Raw genomic sequence first — 19458 nt, forward strand, 5'->3', positions numbered from 1 at the left:
CACTCGGCCTATTCGCGCCGCAGCGCCTCAATGGGATCAAGGCGTGCAGCGCCGCGGGCCGGAAAATAGCCGAAGCCGATGCCGACCAGGCCGGAAAAGCCGAAGGCCAGGAGCACCACCAGCGGATCCGGCAGGAACGGCACGCCCAGATAGGCGGCGCCCAGCGCGGACAATCCTAGTCCAAGGCCAATGCCGATCAGCCCCCCGATCGCGGACAGAAGGGTAGCCTCGACCAGAAATTGCAGGAGAACCTGGCTTTCGCGGGCCCCGATTGCCAGCCTGATACCGATCTCCCGTGTCCGCTCGGTGACCGAGGCGAGCATGATATTCATGATGCCGATGCCCCCGACTACCAGGCTGATCCCGGCCACTGCGGAGAGCAGGCCCGTCAAAACGCCCATGATGGTGCCGAGCATGCTGGCCACCTGCCGCATGTCCATGACCATGAAGTCATTGTCTTCGCTCGCCGAGAGATTTCGACGATCGCGCATCAGGGCGGTGATGTCGTCCTTGACCCGGGTAAGAGCGCTCTCGTCTGCAGCCGCCACATAGATGAGGGTAACGCCGGCATTGCCGGAGATGCGTCGTTGAAAGGTGCGCAGTGGGACGATGATAACATCATCTTCGTTCGAGCCGAAGGCCGACCCGCCTTTCTCCTCGAGAACGCCCACCACGGTGCATACCATCCTTCTGAGCCGGATCGCCTCGCCCAGCGGATTGAGGCCGTTGAACAGCGCATCCACCACGCCCTGCCCGACAATGCAGACAGAGGAGCCTGCGCGCAGCTCGCCCTCGTCGAAGACACGGCCGCCGGCCAGGCCCCATTCCCGGGCATCGAGATAGCGGTTGTCCGTACCGATCACGGTGGTGAAAAAGTCGGTATTATTCGCGATCACCGTCAGGGAGCGGCTGTCAGTGGGTGCCGCCACCCGCACGTCGTCCACCAGCCGTGCGATGGCCTCTGCATCGGCGACATCCAGGCTGGCAACCCCGACGCCGCCTCCGCCAGGCGTCTGGCTGAACTGGCCGGGGCGCACCATCAACAGATTGCTCCCCAGGCTCGCGACGCTTTCGCCAACCTCCGCGGTGGCTCCCTGGCCCAGGGTCACCATGGCGATGACCGCGGCAACGCCTATGGTTACACCGAGGACAGTAAGGAGCGACCGCAGGGCGTTTCGAAGGATCGCGCCGAGCGCCAGCCGAACCGATTCAATCCACATGGGCGTTCTCTCTCGCGTCGTCCTGCGCCTGGCCATCCACTATGCGGATCTGACGCTGACAAAAGGCTGCCATGTCTGGTTCATGGGTCACCATGGCCACGGTGATGCCATCACTGCGATTGAGATCGACGAGCAAATTCATGATGTCCCTGCTTGTCGCGGTGTCGAGGTTGCCGGTGGGTTCATCGGCCAGGAGCAGCATGGGACTGGTGACGATGGCGCGGGCGATGGCGACACGTTGTTGCTGCCCTCCCGACAATTGCGACGGGAAATGGTGCTCGCGCCCCTGCAGCCCGACACGCTCGAGGGCCTTTCGCGCCAGGTCGCGGCGCATGCGCCGACCGACCCCGCGATAGGTGAGGGGGAGTTCGACATTTTCCAGCGCATTGCTGCGCGACAGAAGATTGTAGCCCTGAAAGACGAAGCCGAGAAAGCTGCGGCGCAACAAGGTGCGCTGCGCGCGGGTGACCGCCTGCACCGGCACGCCGTCGAACAGATAGGTGCCGCTGCTGGGGGTATCGAGATAACCCATGATGTTCATGGCCGTGGATTTTCCCGAGCCGCTGGGTCCCATGATCGCGACCAGCTCTCCGCGCCGGATGATCAGGTCCAGCCCGTCCAGGGCCCGCACCTCGCCCTCGCCGCTGCCATAGACCTTTGTCAGGTCCCTGAGTTCGACCAGGGCAGAACCGGGGGAAGACATGTCAGCGGACCGCCGTGCCGACGATCACAGCATCGCCCGGCTCGATGTTGCCTGACGTGATCTGGCTTCGCTGCCCGTCGCTCAACCCGACCGTGACCTCTGCTTCCGTCGGCTTGCCATCTCGCAATATCCAGACCGTCCGGCTGGCCCCGTCCGGCGTTTGAATGCTCGAGGTCGGCATCATGGTATCGAACAGACCACTGTCCGCTGTTCCGGCAAACGAGAACCGCAGGGCGGCATTGGGAACACTCAGGACCGAATCCACTTCATCGACCACGATGTCGGCCGTGGCCGTCATCCCAGGGCGCAGCAGCATCTCGGAATTGTCTACATCGAGCAGGGCCCGGTAGCTGACCACGCCCTCGACAACTTGCGGGGCGAAGCGGATTTCCCGGATCACACCGGAAAAGGTGCGGCCAGGCCAGGCTTCGACCGCGAACGTCGCCGCATCGCCCTCGCGCACGCTACCCACATCTGCTTCATCGATATCGACCTGGAGGTCGAGGCGCCTGAGGTCTTCCGCAATAACGAACAGGGATTGGCCGACACCGGCACCGGTGATCGCCTGGCCTGGGGTGATGTTGGCCTCAAGCACGACGCCCTCGATTGGTGAGCAGATACAGGCCTTCTCGAAGTCGTTTCGGGCCGCCTGCAGATCGGCCTGGGCCGCGCGCAGCTGCGCATCGGCCACCCCCTGCTGCGCCTGGGCGCGCTTGACCGCCGACGCGGCCAGCTCCAGGTCGCGTGCCGATACCGACTGGCCCGAGGAGAGGGTATCGGTGCGCGCCAGGGCGGCCTCCGCGTCAGCCAGATTGATGTTGGCCACAAGCAGATTGGCCTCCTGGCTCTTGCTCATGGCGACCGCGGCCGCGAGACGGCTGTCCAGATCCCTCATGTCCAGGCGGGCCAGAACCTGGCCCTTGGAGACGAGATCATTGGGACGCACACTTACCGACTCGATGGTTCCGGAAATCGTGCTCGAAACGGCCGCCGTGCCGATGGGTTCGAGCGAGCCGGCCGCCACGACGACAACCCTTATGTCCGCCAACCCGGCCAATTCGGTGACAAACTGCTGGTCGTTGCGCCCGTCACTCCCAGCAAACCACCACCAGGCCGCCAGCGCGACGAGCGCCGCAAGAGCGGCGAAGAGGAGCCAGCCGACAAGGCGCCGACGCCGACTGCGCTGGTCCTCCTGGGCCAGTACCTGGGCGACATCCGGAACCTTTTTCAGCATGACCAAATGCGTCTTTGCGAATAGTGGAGTGGGGCCAGGATCGGCCACAACCGATGCTACAGCACAGTCGGCCAGGCAAATTGACAAGCATCAACTGACACGAGCGTCCCGTTCACAGGGCCAACCCTGCTCTTTGGACGCACGGCCGAATATCGATCCGCGTCATGCCGGCTTGATCAACTCCAGGCAGCCGGGGCTGGCCAAGGAAATTTGTTGGTCCTCCTCACCAACTCGATGAACGCCCAGATCCATTCGAATGTGGCCAAGCTTGGTGCGCCGGTCCACGCCGTCTGCACCGCAAAATGCGCTGGCCATGGGGCTCGCCTTCGGGCCGGTCTGGACGCCCTCGATGTGGTCAACACCATGCGCGATGATGGCGTCCTCATCAGCATCGCCGGAGCCAATGAGGACACACTCAAGGTGCGCTCGCCGCTCGTTTGCCAGGCCGAGCATGTCGACCTGTTTCTCGCATCGTTCGAGCGAACCCTCAGCCGGGTGGCGGTCTGAGCGCCGCTCGGACTGGCTCACGTAAATAAGCAGAAAGTACGAGACGTGGCCGGGGCCGCTAGGCGCCCTGATAGTAACCAAGCACCGACTTGACCTCGAGATATTCCAGCATGCCTTCGAGCCCATATTCGCGCCCGTTGCCGGACCGCTTGTAGCCGCCGAAGGGGGCATGGGGGTCCCAGGCCGGATAGTTCAGATGCACCTGGCCGGAGCGGATCTGTCCGGCCACATCCCGCACCCTATCCATGTCGCGACCCTGCACATGGGCGCCAAGGCCGTAGACGGTGTCATTGGCGATGGCGACGGCCTCCTCGACCGTGTCGTAGGGGAGGATGCAGAGCACCGGCCCGAAGACCTCGTCCTGCGCGATGCGCATGTCGGTGCGCACATCGGTGAAGATGGTCGGCTTGACGAAGAGCCCGACATTGACGCCGCCCGGCCGCCCCTGCCCGCCGACCAGGAGCTTGGCTCCTTCGACAAGGGCATCGCCGATCATGGTCTGGATACGGTCGAACTGCGCGCGATTGGCGATGGCCCCATGCGTCGTCGTTTCCAGCAGTGGATCACCGACGACGATCTCGGACACGGCCTTCGCGGCAAGCGCCTCGACCTCGGCCAGCCGCGCACGCGGCACGATCATGCGCGTTGGTGCGCTGCAGGACTGCCCCAGATTACGGAAGCTGGCCGCAACGCCGAGGGGCACGGCCCGGCCGAGATCGGCATCCGGCAAAACCACGTTGGGCGATTTGCCACCCAGTTCCTGGGCTACACGCTTCACGGTCAACGCGGCGGCCTGGGCAACCGCAATGCCGGCGCGGGTCGAACCGGTGATGGAGATCATATCGACATCAGAATGAGCGGCAAGCGCCGCACCCACTCCTGGACCCGCTCCATGAACGAGGTTGAACACGCCGGCCGGGAAGCCCGCCGCTTCGATGGCTTCGGCGAACAATAATGCACTGAGCGGCGACAGCTCGCTGGGCTGGTCCGGATGAGCTTTTTGGAGGAGAATCGATTATGGGATCTCCGACCATCCGTTTGCGACGTTCGACCTGTGGATCGTAGTTCGGTCTCATCCATCGCATGCAGCCTCACTCGCGACGCTCTATCGCCATTCGGCATCATCGGAACCGGAAACGCCCGTTTGAGGTGCAGCAGGCACCGGCAAGACGACCTCAGACCAGAGCGGCGATGGTGTGTTCGAGCAGAGCGCGCAACCGCGCCAGATGACGCAGATCGCGATGATAGGCGAGCCACATTGTGCGTCCAGGCGGCGCGCTTCCCAGATTGATTGCCTTCAATTGCGGCATGCGCTCGGCAAGAATGCGCGGCAGCACGGCAAATCCGACGCCAGCAGCGCAGGCCACGGCCTGCGCCTCGCGGTTGTTGCTGCGATAGACTGGATGCGCATTGGGCAGGACAGTTCGCAGCCAGTCCATGTCCGGCAGATCGGCAAAGCCGGTGTCCATCGTAACCAGCGGGCAGCCGGCACCGTCGCCGGCCTCTGGTGGGGGCAACCGGTCGATGCCATAGAAGCCGTAGTCGATTTCGATGAGCTTGCGCTGGACGATGTCCGGTTCCTCGGGCTGCACGTTGCGGAAGACCAGATCGGCATCGCGACGGGAGAGATCGAGCCGCCGTGCGTCGGTGATCAATTCAATGGTGACATTCGGATGCGTGCGACAGAAGTCGGAAAAGACCGGGGTCAGCACCTGTGCGCCGAACCAATCGGAAGACGAGACGCGCAGCAATCCGCTTAGCCCGTTTTCCTGGCCGGCAAGAATACGGGCAAAACCGACGGCTTGTTCTTCCATCTGCTCGGCCGTCGCGAGGACTGACTGCCCGGCCTCGGTCAGGACGAAACCATTCGAGCTACGCTGAAAGAGCGTCTGGCCGACCGCCTGTTCGAGACCGCGCAGGCGCCGCCCGAGCGTTGGCTGCGTCTGGCCGATATCGCGCGCGGCCGCACCGAGCGTGCCGTTGCGGGCAATTGAGAGAAAAACGCGGACATCATCCCAATCCATTTACGCCGTGCATTTTTGAATGGAAGCCAAAAAATCATATCTCTATTCAAACGAAAATGAAAATTCCATTTGAAGTGCTCCGCAAGCAAACGGAGCTGGGAAATGACAAAGTCAGTTATGCAGGCTGCCCTTCTCGAGGCCGCTAATGCGCCTTTCAGGATTACAGAGATCGCCAGGCCGACGCCCGGTCCTGGCGAGGTGCTCGTCCGGATCAAGGCCAGCGGCGTCAACCCGCTCGACACCAAGATCCGCGCCGGGGCGGCGCCGCATGCCCGCCAGCCCTTGCCCGCCGTTCTCGGGATCGATCTGGCCGGCACCGTCGAAGCGCTGGGAGAGGGCGTTTCGGATTTTGTCCCGGGGGATGACGTCTATGGCATGGCCGGTGGCGTTGGCGGGCACCAGGGTACGCTGGCGCAATATGCGGCGGTCGATGCCCGGCTGCTGGCTAGACTGCCCAAAGGCTTCACCATGAGAGAAGCCGCTGCGCTGCCGCTCGTCTTCACGACGGCTTGGGAAGGACTGGTCGACAGGGCCCGTGTATCGGACGGGCAGAAGGTCCTTATCCATGGCGGTGCCGGCGGTGTTGGCCATGTCGCCGTCCAGATCGCAAAGGCCTTTGGGGCCGATGTCTGTGCAACAGGCAATGCGGATCAGTTCGAAACCATCCGCCGCCTCGGGGCGGTACCGATCGACTACCGCAACACGATTGTCGACGAGTACGTGCGTGAGCACACGGGAGCCAATGGCTTCGACATCGTCTTCGATACAGTCGGCGGCGCCAATCTCGACAAGTCCTTCGAAGCAATCGGCCGGTTCGGACATGTGGTAAGTGCACTCGGCTGGGGTACGCATGCGCTGGCGCCTCTGTCGTTCAAGGCCGGCACCTATTCAGGAGTGTTCACGCTTCTGCCGGTGCAGACCGGCGAAGGCCGCGAACATCATGGCGAAATCATGCGCGAGGCGACCCGGCTGGCCGAAAGCGGCCTGCTGCAACCGATGATCGATCAGAGGCTGTTCGACCTCGATTCTGTGGGAGAAGCCCATGACCTCGTTGCCAGCGGGAGGGCGCATGGAAAGGTGGTGGTCGAGGTGGCATGACCAGGCGCCACGCGGACCACGCCAATGCAATGATCGACGCGATTGTGCCTTCCCCGCCACTGCGAAGCTTTCAGTGTTACCGGTCGCCAGATGCCGCACCCGACGGGGAGACCCTGTGGTCCTGAGCACCATCTGGGCAATCCGAACCATGCCAGCAGCAAGTGTCGCCGCTACGCCGCTGGCATGGCCGGAGGCTGCATGGACCATGTTCACGTTCTCGCTGCTTCTTCTGAGACTACTCGAGATCGGCTTCGATGCGCGTGATCAGTCCGTCGGCATTGACCGAGATATCGAGGAGCCCGATCTCATGACCGAAGTCTCCGGTGAAATCCACACGGATGCGCGCGCGACCCTCGCCGATTGTCTCGATCGAGAGAAGCCGGGTCACCGTGTGAAAGCCGACAAAATATTGCTCGACATAGTTGCGAATGCCGGCATGGCCATCAAAACGGTGACCGGCCGATGGGTCGTCGATCACCGCGTCGGCAGCAAACAGGGTCAGGGCGGCATCAGCATCGTAGGCATTGGTCGCCGCGATCAGCGCATCTGCCGTCTGGCGCAGCCTGGTATCGGTCATCGCATCACCTTCCGTGCTGCCAGCCCTTGCAGACGAATTCGAGGCTGTGGCAGCCCGGGCCGTCCGTTTGCCACCAGGCTATTGAGGTCGGGATGTCCCGCCGAGCCTTTCCTGCCTTCAAGATTGCGGCAAACGGTGATTCCGAGGGTCGGGAGCACCGCTCGTGACAACCGGTCGAACGGCCTCGATCGCTGGCAGTGCGAAAGATATTGGTCGATCATGAGAGCCAACTCAGATGTTGTAGCCGCCGGAAACTTCGATATTCTGGGAGTTGACCCAGCGATTGGCGTCAGACAGCAGGCTGGCAACCATCGCGCCGACATCATCCGGTTCCCCAATGCGGTCGAGCGCCGTCTGTCCGGCGAGTAGGGCCTCGAACTCTTGCGTGAGACCGCCCCCCAGTTCTGTGCGTATCGGGCCCGGTGCAATCGAATTGGCACGTATGCGGCGCCCGCCGAACTCCTTGGCCATATAGCGGGTGAGCACTTCGAGCCCGGCCTTGAACGATGCATAGGGCGCGACGCCCGCAGTAGCCACTCGACTAGTCGCGCTCGACACGTTCACGATGTGCCCCCCATCGGCGATCAGCGGCAGCAGCGTCTGAGTGAGAAAGAACGGCCCCTTGAGATGCACGCGGAACAGCCCGTCGAATTCGTCTTCCGTCACGGTCGCAATCGGGTTGTAGAGGCCATATCCCGCATTATTGACGAGAAAGTCGAAAGCTTCTACGGACCATGTCGTGGCGAGGGCCGCGCCCACCGCATCGCGAAAGGCGGGAAAACCTGCGCTGTCGCAGACGTCCAGCTCAATAGCCACGGCCTTGCCGTCGGCAGCCTCGATCGTGTTGACGACCTCTTCTGCAGCCTGCCTATTGCTGTTGTAGGTGAGGATGACGCCCATACCGCGCCTTGCGCATTGGACTGCGATGCTGGCGCCGATGCCGCGGCTCCCGCCTGTTATGATGACGATACTCACTTGGTGCTCCTTCGATCTAGGATCACCAGATAGCCGCCATGCCCCGTGCAGCGCTCTCCCGATTCTCTCTGAAACTTGCCTATTTCTGCTTTTCGCTTGGGCCCGGGGCGCGCCGGTGTGAAACGAGCCACTTCATGAACATGCAGCTTCGAGAATTACGGCAATTGGCGTCACGGGCCGAAAACCGCCGCACGGAAACCGGCATACCGCGCGTCGCGATGGTGCAGGGAGAGATCCCTGAACACCAACTGGCCGCTGTCTATGATCCCATGGTCAATCTGATCCTGGCGGGGTCGAAGACGATGACGGTTGGCGACCGCACGCTTCGCTACGATCCTGCGACGTATTTCGTGATGTCGGTCGATCTGCCGGCGGTCGGCTCCGTGCATCCGTCAGATGATGGAGAACCCTACCTCGCCATCAGCCTGAATCTCGAGCCGGCGATCGTTGCAGACCTTTTGGCGGACCTTCCCAAACCTGTCGGCGGCGAGCTCTACACCCCCGGCTTTTCGGTGGCACCTGTAGGGTCCGAGTTGCTCGATGCCTGGCTGCGCATGCTGCGGTTGATGGACCGTCCAAACGAGATCGCCGCCTTGGCGCCTTCCTATGAGCGCGAAATCCTCTTTCGCGTTCTGCAGGGCCCATTGAGTTGGATGCTGCGGGACATAGCGACGCCCAACACCGCACTTTCCCGGATCGGTATCGCCATCCAGTGGATCAGACAGAACTTCGCAAGACCGCTGCGTGTGGAAGCACTGGCGGAAATGTCAGCACTCAGTGTTTCCGCATTCCATCGTCACTTCAAGGCGGTAACAGCGCTTAGCCCGCTGCAATACCAGAAGCAGGTGCGGTTGCTACACGCGCGATCTCGATTGATCGCCGGCGAAGGCAGCGCCACCTCCATTGCGTTCGAGATCGGCTACAATAGCCCGACGCAATTCAGCCGCGAATACGCCCGGCAATTCGGGCTGCCGCCATCGAAGGATGCTGCCAGACTGCGCGCGTAAGCGTGTTTGGCAAGAAAGGACACTGGATTCGATCAGCGGCACGGTCCGCTTTCGCGAAACTGTGACGGATTGCCGAATGTCTGATTTGGCGCGCGTCGTTGGCCTGGCCGTCAGCTCACTTCCGGCATGCGAGGCTCTGCCCCCAGGAATGCTAGCGAGATAGCATAATGGCGCGCCCGAAGAGATTCGAACTCCTGACCCCCAGATTCGTAGTCTGGTGCAAGCCGTTGATTTATAAACTTCTTTCCGCAAACCAGAGCCATAGCGACGCATTGCAGATCAATGGCTTAGAGCGGAAATGCAAACCGATTCCCCCACTCGCGCTTAACACGAAAGTGGAGCGCGGCTTTTGCTGTTGGGTTAGCGCCTCTCGCCAAACCGTCGCCAATTCTCACCGGGTTGAAACCGGGGAATGGCTCACTCCCTCGGTACCGCCAGTCACATGCCTTTGGAATCACGCGCAAATGAAGCGAAGTCCTAGAAAATCCACTTAGCCAGTAGGCAGTGCCTTGGGGTGCCGAGGCATATCCGGCGACCTATCCTCCTCATCCGGATTAAACGTCTTCTTACGCACAGTGTTTGGATGGGTACTCTCGGAGTAGTGATGATGGATCTTTGGCCAACGCTAGCAAAGTTCCTTGCCATACGGGGCCAGGAAAGGCCACGACGTCGGGCTCACCATTTGGTGGGCGCTTCTGGGCACGTGCGAGTGTTGGACGACAATCCAGTAACAACTTAATGTAAACACCACCGCATCCGGCATGCGGTGGTCTGTCAACTTGGTGTAAACACCACCGCAAACTGGCATGCGGTGATAAGTCGTGACATCCGCCTGCGAAACGGGAAGAGGCAGGTCGACATAGGCTATTTTGAAGCATCACCGCATCTATACTTGCGGTGATGCTAACACCAAGTTGGCAAGATTGGCGGGAATTGCGTTTTTCTGGAAACCAGCAACTACAGCTTTCTGCAAATCAGGCCGACGCCTACACTCGGCCCGACTGTTTAGAAGCTCGCTGAGCGCTGTTGCTACATGCGACGACAAAACATGCGTCAGACTGTTGAACATCCAGCCAGGGAGCGCCCGTGTTGATCCTCAGACAGTAAGGCCGGGCCTCGACAGGATTGATGTCAAAGCAGCGACAATTTTGGCCGCAGATGTGGCTGGTACTTTTCAACCTGGGGCTAACCACTTTCTGACTGGAGAACTGCCAGATCCGAAGACGGCCCATTTCATCGCGCTGGATGGATAGCAGGCCGAGACCAAGGACGTTGTGCCAGTACTCGGCGACATGCTGTTCGGTGCTTGTGCGGGCGGCGACAAAGCCGGCGCTGTGGATTAAAGACCCTAATTTTGCCTCTCACCAAGGGCCGAACTTCTGGGCCGAACCGTGCACACGGACACGCCTTCAACGGGCTAGGCGAGTGTTCCAGGAAATCGAGAGCGCCGCGGTCCGGAGAACGTCAGGCCAAACCGGTCACAAACGTCCGCATTTCCTAAAATGTATAATCATCTAGAATAATAGATACATATATGGAAATGAGGACGGGAACGAACACGCTCCGCGTCCTCCGTGGAGTGGACCCCATTTCGCCGGACAGCTGGCGGTTGGGTTTAGGCACTGAGGCGCAGGAACTCGCGTGGTGAGCGATACTTGAGCCCGGAGTGCGGGTGGACCTCACAGTAATCGTCGATCCATTCGGGCAGCAAGGCCAGGATGGTCTCGGCGTCTGGAAGGATGACGGTTGAGGCGTAGTCCCTTTTCAGAGTTTTGACGAAGGCTTCTGACATGCCGTTGCTCTGCGGGCTTCGAACCGGGGTGAAGAGCAGCTCGATGCCCAGAGCGGCGGCCACTTGCGCGGTCTGCCTGGCGATATAGGCGCTGCCATTGTCCGAGAGCCATTCGAGCCGGTGCGGGACCCTGAGGGCCTGGAAGCGGCGTTCGACGGCAGCGATCATCAGATCACAGACCATCTCGCCGGAGATGCCAGCATTGGCGACCGCCGACCAGGCGATAATCTCCCGGTCACAGGCGTCGATGACGAAGACGATGCGCACCACCTCGTCATTGCGGGCATGGATCTCCAGATGATCGGAGCACCAGCGGATGTTGGATCGCAGGGCAACGACGACGCCGTCGTGGGTCCGCGTGGGCCGCAGAGCGGTATGCTTTTGAAGGGTAAGCCCGTTCTGCTGCATGACCCTGAGGACACGCTTGGTGTTGACGGTGAGCTTGCCCTCCTTGCGCCGCTGCCTGTTGAGCAATGCCGTCACGCGGCGATAGCCATAGGTGGGTCGCTGGTCGATGATCGGGCGCAGTTCGGCAAGAAGAGCCACATCATCGGCCTTCCGATAAGGTCCGCGCGGCTTGGATGGCTTGCTGGCGCGCTCGATGAGGTTGGACCTGGAGACGCCCAGAGTGCGGGCAATAACGCTCATTGGGTATCGTCCTCGGGATTGCTCCACGACAGCAAGGGCGAGGTCCGTTTTTTTGGGCGGGCGAGATCCAGGGCCTCCCTCAAGATCTCGGCTTCCATGGTCTTCTTGCCGAGCATGCGCTCGAGGTCACGCACGCGCTTTTCCAGATCGCGCACCTGGGAGGCGCCAACAACATCTTCATCGGCCTGAACGGCTGCGTGACCGCCCTCAAGCATGCGGCGCTTCCAGGCGAAGAGCTGGGAGGGAGAAATGCCGGCGCGGCGTGCCACGTAGGAAACGCTCATACCCGGCTGCATGGCTTCCTCCACCAACCGAACCTTCTCGGCCACTGACCAGCGCCGGCGGCGCTGCACGGAGGTGATGACTTCGACCCGTCGAAACGGCTCGTCAGAACTCTTGGACATAGTCGTACTCATAGGCGCATGCCTATGCCTTATCGGCTATGCCGGCTGTCCGGTCAAAATGGGGTGCGCTCCACTCCGGCAAACAAGAAAGAGCGCGCCAGCGATTACGCAGTGGCCTTTTCCTACCTCGGCCTAAGCGCGGAAGGTTCGGTCTGCTCTAGGTGCCTTCGACGGAGGTGGACAGGAGCCGGGTGGTTCACCTCACCAGCATCCGCTTCGGCCCTTGCCCGTAAGGCCCTCAAAGCAGTTCTTGGCTCCCGCAGCCCTCCTTGATCGAAAAAAGTGCTGACAACAAAGGCATCCCTTTTTCTGGATCGCTATAGGGCCATTTCAAACCGAGCGAGACCCATGCCGAACCAACAATACTTCTCTATTCCAAACTCTAGTGAACGCGGTTTTCGTGCCTCAGACACCAGCTTGTGTACCTTCAACCACAGAGCAGGCGAATGAAGCGAATAGAACATCGTCGCCCAGCTCTCATCGATCCTGCGGCCACTAAAGACGCATGGCTACGATGGACGATCGAGCGGCAATGGGACAGATACATCACCTTATCGTTCAATGAGCCGGCGAAACTGAATCGTCTGGGAGATGTAACAGAGTCGGAAATTGCGAGCCGAAGGGATAAGCTCAAAGAGTGGGACGGGCGAATGAACCGATGCCTTATTGGCCGAAATTGGGCCAAGCTTCACGACTATCGCATGTTCAATATGTACATGATGGAGTTGCCACGCACCAATCCGCACTTCCATGGTTTGGTGCACTTCTTCAATGTGGATCAGGCAGAAAGAGAACGCCAAGCCAAAATATTCGATAACCGCGCGGAAGGCATCTGGAAATATCTGGTTGCCTCCGGGGACATTGATGTCAAGCCTGTTTTTAATGAAATTGGCGTAGCAAGATATATTGGAAAGTCAATCACAGATAGTCTAAACTATGAGAACTTTATACCGCCTGACGAATTTTGGCGGCCATAGTCTCTGGAACCGCAAAGGCGTCGCTCGCGAAGCGAGGACGGCTAGTAGCCAGCGCCAAAGCTGAGCCTACCCAAACTGCCTCTCAAAATGAGAAGCAGTCTTGTTCTATGGAGATAGAAAATGAGAAATGAGAAAATACAAATACGTAATGCACAAGAGGAGCGAGAGCGCCGCAGGCACTCTCGCTACCAAAGGCCGATAGGTACAAATGAATCCGTGCGAGATCTAGTGAGCATATAGCTTATGGCCGCCGCGAACTTGATTACAGCGTCCCGCAAAGGATAGTTTTCACGGTGACAAACCGACTACCCCACCTGGAGCAGTCCTTCCGAAACGCGCCCCGTTCCAGACATTCAGTGAGCTTTCGTGACGTCCTAAAAGCCGCCGATCCGCATTATTAGGGGCGCTGAATTGGGGGTAAGCCGCCTAGCGCTCTTGAGGTGAGAATCTAGACAATCAGACCTCTGGCCTGCCGTGCCAGAGGCAATGTTTGAGCTGCTACGACCATAAGGCGCGTCGTCTACATACCTGACCGGTGAATAGTTGCTGGACGGCTCGTGCTGCTTCCATTTGCCGCTTTCTCGCGCCGCTAGGTCCTTAGTCATCTCTTGACTCGATAATGCGACTGCACCAGTCCAGACGGGAAGATCGTGGTTCCGAGATGCTCGAGTCCGACATCAGCGTCGAGAGCGCCAAATAAGGGTAACCCTTGTCCGATCAGTACAGGGACGCGGCTGATTATCATGTCCTCGATCAGACCGGCGCGAAGGAAAGACTGGATAACGGCGCCGCCGTCGATATAGACGCCACGCCAACCACGCTCCTCGGCGATCATCATCGCTTCGTTAGGCGAAGCATTGACGATTTCCACCCTGCTTCGAAGCGATCGTGGAACATCAGAACTCGCCAGTGTGCGGCTCAGCACCAGCACCGTCTTTTCGTAGAACCATGGCTCGATGTCTTTGACGGCCTCGAATGTTCCGCGCCCCATGATGATGCCGTCAACCCTGGCCATGTGAGCATCATACCCGTGGTCTTCACCAAGGTTCGAGAATTGGGTGAGCCAAGAGATATCGCCACCCTGTCGTGCGATAAAACCATCCACGCTTGCTCCGATAAACACATGTCCTTTGGGCATCACCGACCTCGATTGTTGAAGGCCATGCCGCTACACCTTCCTCTTGTCAGGTAGTGGCGGCAAGGTTGGCGCCCGTGTCGTGCGACGTTGGGGTGGCTTGCTGCTGTCTCCTCTCAAGATGGAACCGGCCGGTCGGCCACGCCCCTTTTTGCCTTTCGGCCGACCTGTCCCCCCACCCCCCGAAAGGCGGTCCGTCTGCATCTGCCCGAAACGAGACCCTTCCAACTGTTCTGCGCTTGCCCAGGTCCGGACCTCTATCGCCAGGAGTTTGGAAGGCGCCACTGCAGCGCCACGGCCAGAAACTGCTCCGCGATATCATTCAACTGCGCACGTTCGACCATCAGTCCCGAGCGATTTCGTCGCGCCCCACAATTGGCAGCAGAATGACGAGACCAGCGCGGCCCCGTACCAGAAGACGTAGGTCGACGCGTCATCCCGTCGATGGCGATCCGGCGGCCTTGCTCATGCGTTGAACGAGGTATCGAAGGCGGTGAGAAGTGCCGTTTCCGGTGCCGGAAGGATCATTAGCTCGCCGCTCCGGACCGACGACAGGGGCCCTGCACGGGTCACCAGCGTCGGGCAGTCGACCAGAATGGCCGTGCGACGATATTTGCAGTCTGAGAAATTAGTCGGAGCAAAGACTTTGGCCAATTCGCCTCGGGTCTCGCCAACCGCTGTTGTACCGGTGATGTCAGGAAAGCGCTTTTTCCTTCGCAAGTTCCCCAAAACGCCAGCGGCAAAAGGCATTTCGAACAGTGAAGAGGCGTGCCTTCAGGAAGATTGGCCGTGTGAACGGCATTTGCGGCCCCACAAGTCGGGCATGTAATCTCACGAAATACGCTGTGCGTCATCGTCGCCACCTTTCGGTTACGTGGCGGCAGCTTGAACCTCTTATTTTGGGGCAATTGACTGTCATCGCTGATGCCATGGATCGGGCAGCGATTGAACAGAGCATATTGAGACGCTATGGGCATGTCATTTCAATAAGACATGTCGGCACGGTCTCCACGCACCGTTCATTGCCGATTGAAACCATCCATGAAGGACGTGAGAAGCGGCACGATTTCCAGAGCACGTTCATGATCGGAAACTGCAGGTGGGAGGTTCTGATTTCGTCGGCGCAGATTCGCGTATCGCTCCGGTCTCGACTGCCGCATTCGCTCCAAGCTGCGCCAGAAGGACCAGCGAAGCGCAAGGCATGACCTGTAAGCATGCTGTCAGGTGGACCCTGTCAGTCTTGGAGAAGAGTGCAGCGCTGAGGCCGGGGAGGATGGTCCGATCCGGCTAAGGGCCAGTGCTGTGCTCCCCTCGACCCAGGGGGTTTCATCGCAGTTTGTCAGCATTTGAACAAGCTTTCTGGTGAACTGTTAGGGGGTGTTGGTCAAGTTCGGGCCGTCCAATTCGGAGGTTATCGTGATCCGCATTTCCATCGTCGCTCTCGCTCTGCTGGGACTGGCATCCACCACCACAATCGCTCAGGAGGTTGAAACGCCGGTTGAATGCGAGCCGACCACTCTTTTCGAGGCGTTTGGCATTGAGCCGGTCGACGGATGCGAAGTCGAAGAGGAGGTTGAGGACGTGGGCGAGGCAGATGACGATGCTGCCGGCGGCAATTCGGTTTCAGCTGCGGCGAAGCTGCCAGGCAGCAATCGGGAAGCCGCTCTAGCCCACGCCAATGAGCGCAGTGGTGGCGCTGTCGAGGAGGCACACTCCCGACACGGTGACAATGACAGCGATGGCGGGAGCCATGGTAGCGGACATGGAAACGGCAAGAAGTAGCCTCCACATCCCGCGGAACTGCAGGGTCAGATAAACAGTTATGTTCGGACGCTGCAGATTGCCCCCATCTTCAGTCATCGCCCCGGCACTCGTTGCGAGCTGCCGGAGCTTCCATTGCGCGGAGCATTTTCTGCAAATTCAATAGAAACCGTGAGGACTTTGTCGGTGACGTTCCCAACGTTCCGAGCTCACTCCCTCGTCATAAACACTCTGGAAAGGTTCAAGGGCGCTGGCTGTATGCGGTTTTACCTAGTGGGGAGGAACCCGTGCACAAAATCGCCGCCGCTCTTTTTGCTGGACTCTTGGTCTCCACGGTCCTGCCGGCAATGGCCGAGGATTGGGTCGCCGCTCGCCTGCACGGCAACGTGGAAAAGTTCGCCAATGGTTCCTGGTCCCCATTGGCTCGCGGAGACAGTGTCCCGGACGCGTCAAAAATTCGCACCGAAGGCGGCGGCCGGGTGGAGCTCCAACGGGGCGAAGAAACCATCTCGCTTGGCGGCAATACCGAAATCGTCATCCATCAGGCCGAGACGCGGCGGATGAGCTACTCCCCGAAAATGGGACGCTGACGTAAGCTAGGAATTGTTGTCTGCTGGTCTTCGACGATGGAGATCAGAGATGTCGAAACGCAAGCAGCATTCGCCCGAGTTCAAGGCGAAGGTCGCCCTGGAAGCATTGAAGGGCGAAGAGACGGTATCGGAATTGGCGAGCCGGTTCGGAATTCACCCCACGATGATCCACCAATGGAAACGGGCGTTGCTCGAAGGGGCATCGGGTGTGTTCGAGCGCGGCGGGCGCAAAAGGCCTGAGATTGACGATGAACAGGTCAAGGATCTGCATGCCAAGATCGGAGAGCTGGCCGTCGCCAACGATTTTTTGTCCAGAAAGCTCAAGCCTTGGGGCGGGAAGTGAGGCGAGGGATGATAGAACCTGATCACCCCGTGCTCTCAATTGGCAAACAGTGCACGCTGCTGTCGATCGCGCGCTCTTCGTTCTACTACACGCCGAAAGGCGAGACCGAGATCAACCTTGCCCTGATGCGCAGGATCGATGGGCAATTCCTGGAAACGCCCTTCTTCGGAGTCCGGCAGATGACCTGGCACCTGCGCAATGAAGGTCACGTGATAAACGAGAAGCGCGTGCGTCGGCTGATGCGGCTCATGGGCCTGATGCCGATTTATCAGAAGCCCAATACCTCGAGACCAGCCAAGGGGCACAAGATCTGGCCCTATCTTCTGAAGGGGTTGAGGGTGGAGCGCCCGAACCAGGCCTGGGCTGCGGATATCACGTATTTACCGATGCGCCGGGGCTTTCTCTACCTGGTGGCCATCATGGACTGGCACACCCGCAAGGTCTTGGCATGGCGCATCTCGAACACGCTGGAGGCAGACTTCTGCATCGAGGCGTTGAACGAGGCGGTCCACAAGTTCGGTCCGCCCGAGATCATGAACACCGATCAGGGGAGCCAGTTCACGTCCTTTGCCTGGACCGATCGGTTGCGACGAATGGGGGTGCGCATCTCCATGGATGGCAAGGGCCGGTTCCTCGACAACATCTTTGTCGAGCGGCTCTGGAGAACCCTCAAATACGAATGCGTCTACCTGCACGCCTGGGAGACCGGGTCACAGGCCCGCGCCGGCGTCCGCGAATGGGTGGACTTCTATAATAACCGACGCCCTCATTCCGCCCTTGGCGGAAAACCGCCTGCCGTGATCTATTGGCAGCGCATTGACCAAAACCAACCCGACCAGCAGGTGCAACGAGTAGCTTAATTTACGCCAAAAGCTGTCCAACGATTGGGGAGTAGCTCAGGATGACGCGGATCGTCCAGGTCTGGGGCACCGTGAGTGTCGAAGCCGAAAAGCGCAACGTGCAGCACTTCTCGGTACAGACACCGGTATTGGCCGCTATTGTCAAAGGGACCCAGTTCACCGTGACCTACCGCAATGGTTTGACGCAGGTCGATGTGGATGAAGGCGTGGTCGAGGTGCGCGACTTTGTGACCAATACGACGGTGGATGTTCAACCGGGTCAGAGTGCGGCGGCCAGCCAATTGCGACCAGTAAAGGTTTCCGGGGACGGGGCAGACGACGTCGTTTACATGGTGGATGGAAGGGCCGTTGCGGCCTCTGCCAGAGAAATGGCACTTGAGCGCCAGGCCAATCGGGAATTGCCGGAGAGCGCGCGGGGCAATGGCATCGACAACCCTGCCAATGTCAATGCTGCGCAAGAAAATCGCTCAGAGCGGAGCGCGGCGGGCGCCAACAACAGAAGCGACGCGGCGGCAGCTGGTGCAGGTGCGGCTGCAAGTCAAAACAGCGGCGTCGATAATCGTCAGTCGGCCGGGCAGGGCGGCAACGGGCACGGGCGTCCCTGACGGATGCGCAACGCCGTAATGGTCCAGTCGCGGCTTATGCCGCGCGTTGGTGTCGAAGGCGCAGTCTTCACCCCATGGCGCGGTCGGGGTCGAATATGACCTGACAGACCAGGTTCGCGGCCGAGGGCCGCAAACTGAGTCGGCAGGCGCGGTTCCGACTCCACACCTCGAGCTTGTTCCTTCCAGACCGAGGGGCCGGAACTGAAGAGCCATCATCTCCCACATCGCAGTGGACTCGGTGCCATTCACACTTCTTGAACAGTTGAACGCGTTCTCGCGACGGATGCTGATGCTGAACGCATGCTGCAAACAGATTAGGCGGTACCGGAACCTGCCGATCGGCAACACGCCCGGGATCAGATGACCATCTTTCCCCCGTCGTCCGAGAGCCGTGGGCGTGAGCTGGACCCCTTAGCTGACGATAAGATTACAGCCTGCGATGGGAAGATATAATATATAGATCAATGGCTTAGCTGCAACCTTTGGGGCTCGCTGCCGTTTGTGAGTGGGGCTAGCAACAAAGGAACAAACCAATGCGCACACTTTCTCTATTTGCCTTCGCCGCTTTGATGTCCACCTCAACCCTGGCACTTGCCCAGGACGGGCTTGTTACGGTGGATTTGTCCGGGATTAACGCGGATCTGGCGACCCAGCTCAATGTCGACATCGAGGACGTTCCCGAGACCATTGAGGTCTCTGCCGACTTGGCGGCCGCAGTCTGCGGCGTGGAGCTTGCCAGCTTGGAAGACAGCTGTGTGGCCATCGCCGCGACCACGGAACTGCTTGCTGCCATCGAGAGCGGCGAAGCGGACGATGGTGTCGGCACAAACAGCGCCCGTGAATTCGCTCCCGGTCAGCAAGATGGTCCGGCAAAGGATTTCGCACCGGGTCAGCAGGAGGGTGATGCCAAGGACCATGCACCTGGGCAGATGAAGAAGAATGCTGATGCTGAGAGCGAAACTAGCGACTAGCCATTGAGGGCCCCGCTCCCGCAGCCG

General features: G+C 60.1%; 17 protein-coding genes and 1 pseudogene. 9 read left to right on the plus strand and 9 right to left on the minus strand.

Annotation, left to right across the window (positions count from 1 at the left end):
* Positions 1 to 8 precede the first annotated feature (8 nt).
* The 3 genes from K1X15_RS15625 to K1X15_RS15635 are packed head-to-tail and all read right to left on the minus strand — an operon-like array spanning position 9 to position 3157.
* Entirely contained in the window at positions 9 to 1220 is a 1212-nt protein-coding gene (locus K1X15_RS15625; RefSeq protein WP_220304531.1) for an ABC transporter permease, read from the minus strand.
* Positions 1210 to 1923: an ABC transporter ATP-binding protein gene (locus K1X15_RS15630; protein ID WP_220304532.1), complete on the minus strand. Its 714-nt coding sequence runs from the start codon at positions 1921 to 1923 to the stop codon at positions 1210 to 1212. Before K1X15_RS15630 ends, K1X15_RS15625 begins: the two co-directional genes overlap by 11 nt.
* A 1-nt stretch (position 1924) precedes the next feature.
* Positions 1925 to 3157 carry an efflux RND transporter periplasmic adaptor subunit gene (locus tag K1X15_RS15635; RefSeq protein WP_220304533.1) on the minus strand — a complete coding sequence of 411 codons (1233 nt, stop codon included), beginning with the start codon at positions 3155 to 3157 and terminating at the stop codon, positions 1925 to 1927.
* Between the two features lie 213 nt (positions 3158 to 3370).
* Between K1X15_RS15635 and K1X15_RS21655 the strand changes: the two genes are divergently transcribed.
* Positions 3371 to 3664 carry a hypothetical protein gene (locus K1X15_RS21655; RefSeq protein WP_420828342.1) on the plus strand — a complete coding sequence of 98 codons (294 nt, stop codon included), beginning with the start codon at positions 3371 to 3373 and terminating at the stop codon, positions 3662 to 3664.
* 58 nt (positions 3665 to 3722) lie between these two features.
* Here K1X15_RS21655 and K1X15_RS15650 read toward each other — a convergent pair.
* A pseudogene (locus tag K1X15_RS15650) lies at positions 3723 to 4649 on the minus strand (aldehyde dehydrogenase family protein); the annotation flags it as partial.
* A gap of 190 nt (positions 4650 to 4839) precedes the next feature.
* Positions 4840 to 5688 (minus strand): LysR family transcriptional regulator, encoded by an 849-nt coding sequence (locus tag K1X15_RS15655; protein WP_220304534.1) that lies wholly within the window; start codon positions 5686 to 5688, stop codon positions 4840 to 4842.
* Positions 5689 to 5790: 102 nt separating this feature from the next.
* Here K1X15_RS15655 and K1X15_RS15660 point away from each other — a divergent pair, with 102 nt between their 5' ends.
* Positions 5791 to 6786 carry a zinc-dependent alcohol dehydrogenase family protein gene (locus tag K1X15_RS15660; protein WP_220304535.1) on the plus strand — a complete coding sequence of 332 codons (996 nt, stop codon included), beginning with the start codon at positions 5791 to 5793 and terminating at the stop codon, positions 6784 to 6786.
* 235 nt (positions 6787 to 7021) lie between these two features.
* Here the strand turns inward: K1X15_RS15660 and K1X15_RS15665 are convergent, their stop codons facing one another.
* On the minus strand, positions 7022 to 7363 hold the full coding sequence (locus K1X15_RS15665; RefSeq protein ID WP_220304536.1) for a nuclear transport factor 2 family protein: 342 nt from the start codon (positions 7361 to 7363) through the stop codon (positions 7022 to 7024).
* A 231-nt stretch (positions 7364 to 7594) separates the two neighbouring features.
* Complete coding sequence (locus tag K1X15_RS15670) at positions 7595 to 8338, minus strand: SDR family NAD(P)-dependent oxidoreductase (RefSeq protein WP_220304537.1); 744 nt, start codon at positions 8336 to 8338, stop codon at positions 7595 to 7597.
* Between the two features lie 134 nt (positions 8339 to 8472).
* On the opposite strand from K1X15_RS15670, the gene K1X15_RS15675 reads away from it, so the two are divergent.
* Positions 8473 to 9345, plus strand: coding sequence for an AraC family transcriptional regulator (locus K1X15_RS15675; protein WP_220304538.1), 873 nt, complete (start codon positions 8473 to 8475; stop codon positions 9343 to 9345).
* Positions 9346 to 10960: 1615 nt separating this feature from the next.
* Here the strand turns inward: K1X15_RS15675 and K1X15_RS15680 are convergent.
* A protein-coding gene (locus K1X15_RS15680) for an IS3 family transposase (protein ID WP_420828343.1) occupies positions 10961 to 12201 on the minus strand; the annotation gives its coding sequence in 2 pieces (ribosomal slippage) (positions 10961 to 11841 and positions 11841 to 12201; 1242 coding nt in all).
* A gap of 434 nt (positions 12202 to 12635) precedes the next feature.
* On the opposite strand from K1X15_RS15680, the gene K1X15_RS15685 reads away from it, so the two are divergent.
* Positions 12636 to 13166: a hypothetical protein gene (locus tag K1X15_RS15685; RefSeq protein ID WP_220304539.1), complete on the plus strand. Its 531-nt coding sequence runs from the start codon at positions 12636 to 12638 to the stop codon at positions 13164 to 13166.
* Between the two features lie 601 nt (positions 13167 to 13767).
* Here the strand turns inward: K1X15_RS15685 and K1X15_RS15690 are convergent.
* Positions 13768 to 14304, minus strand: a complete 537-nt coding sequence (locus tag K1X15_RS15690) for a dihydrofolate reductase family protein (RefSeq protein ID WP_220304540.1) — start codon at positions 14302 to 14304, stop codon at positions 13768 to 13770.
* Between the two features lie 1413 nt (positions 14305 to 15717).
* Here K1X15_RS15690 and K1X15_RS15695 point away from each other — a divergent pair.
* From K1X15_RS15695 to K1X15_RS15715, 5 genes are all read left to right on the plus strand, one after another.
* Positions 15718 to 16083, plus strand: coding sequence for a hypothetical protein (locus K1X15_RS15695; RefSeq protein WP_220304541.1), 366 nt, complete (start codon positions 15718 to 15720; stop codon positions 16081 to 16083).
* Positions 16084 to 16349: 266 nt separating this feature from the next.
* Positions 16350 to 16652, plus strand: a complete 303-nt coding sequence (locus K1X15_RS15700; RefSeq protein ID WP_220304542.1) for a FecR family protein — start codon at positions 16350 to 16352, stop codon at positions 16650 to 16652.
* 49 nt (positions 16653 to 16701) lie between these two features.
* Positions 16702 to 17855, plus strand: a protein-coding gene (locus tag K1X15_RS15705; RefSeq protein WP_220303547.1) for an IS3 family transposase whose coding sequence is annotated in 2 segments (ribosomal slippage) — positions 16702 to 16974 and positions 16977 to 17855 — 1152 coding nt in all. Because the reading frame shifts where the segments join, the coding sequence is not laid out codon by codon here.
* Between the two features lie 41 nt (positions 17856 to 17896).
* Positions 17897 to 18460 (plus strand): FecR domain-containing protein, encoded by a 564-nt coding sequence (locus K1X15_RS15710; protein WP_220304543.1) that lies wholly within the window; start codon positions 17897 to 17899, stop codon positions 18458 to 18460.
* Between the two features lie 533 nt (positions 18461 to 18993).
* The gene (locus K1X15_RS15715; protein ID WP_220304544.1) at positions 18994 to 19431 is read left to right on the plus strand and encodes a hypothetical protein; all 438 of its coding nucleotides are present in this window, start codon (positions 18994 to 18996) and stop codon (positions 19429 to 19431) included.
* Positions 19432 to 19458: the final 27 nt, after the last annotated feature.

The organism is Devosia salina, assembly GCF_019504385.1.
Classification (GTDB): domain Bacteria; phylum Pseudomonadota; class Alphaproteobacteria; order Rhizobiales; family Devosiaceae; genus Devosia; species Devosia salina.

What these genes read in the sequence shown, in the direction of transcription:
- K1X15_RS15655 (WP_220304534.1), bottom strand. Translation starts at nt 5,688, where the DNA reads ATGGATTGGGATGATGTCCGCGTTTTTCTCTCAATTGCCCGCAACGGC.
- K1X15_RS15685 (WP_220304539.1), top strand. Translation starts at nt 12,636, where the DNA reads ATGAAGCGAATAGAACATCGTCGCCCAGCTCTCATCGATCCTGCGGCC.
- K1X15_RS15635 (WP_220304533.1), bottom strand. Translation starts at nt 3,157, where the DNA reads ATGCTGAAAAAGGTTCCGGATGTCGCCCAGGTACTGGCCCAGGAGGAC.
- K1X15_RS15675 (WP_220304538.1), top strand. Translation starts at nt 8,473, where the DNA reads ATGAACATGCAGCTTCGAGAATTACGGCAATTGGCGTCACGGGCCGAA.
- K1X15_RS15715 (WP_220304544.1), top strand. Translation starts at nt 18,994, where the DNA reads ATGCGCACACTTTCTCTATTTGCCTTCGCCGCTTTGATGTCCACCTCA.
- K1X15_RS15625 (WP_220304531.1), bottom strand. Translation starts at nt 1,220, where the DNA reads ATGTGGATTGAATCGGTTCGGCTGGCGCTCGGCGCGATCCTTCGAAAC.
- K1X15_RS15690 (WP_220304540.1), bottom strand. Translation starts at nt 14,304, where the DNA reads ATGCCCAAAGGACATGTGTTTATCGGAGCAAGCGTGGATGGTTTTATC.
- K1X15_RS15665 (WP_220304536.1), bottom strand. Translation starts at nt 7,363, where the DNA reads ATGACCGATACCAGGCTGCGCCAGACGGCAGATGCGCTGATCGCGGCG.
- K1X15_RS15710 (WP_220304543.1), top strand. Translation starts at nt 17,897, where the DNA reads ATGACGCGGATCGTCCAGGTCTGGGGCACCGTGAGTGTCGAAGCCGAA.
- K1X15_RS15630 (WP_220304532.1), bottom strand. Translation starts at nt 1,923, where the DNA reads ATGTCTTCCCCCGGTTCTGCCCTGGTCGAACTCAGGGACCTGACAAAG.
- K1X15_RS15660 (WP_220304535.1), top strand. Translation starts at nt 5,791, where the DNA reads ATGACAAAGTCAGTTATGCAGGCTGCCCTTCTCGAGGCCGCTAATGCG.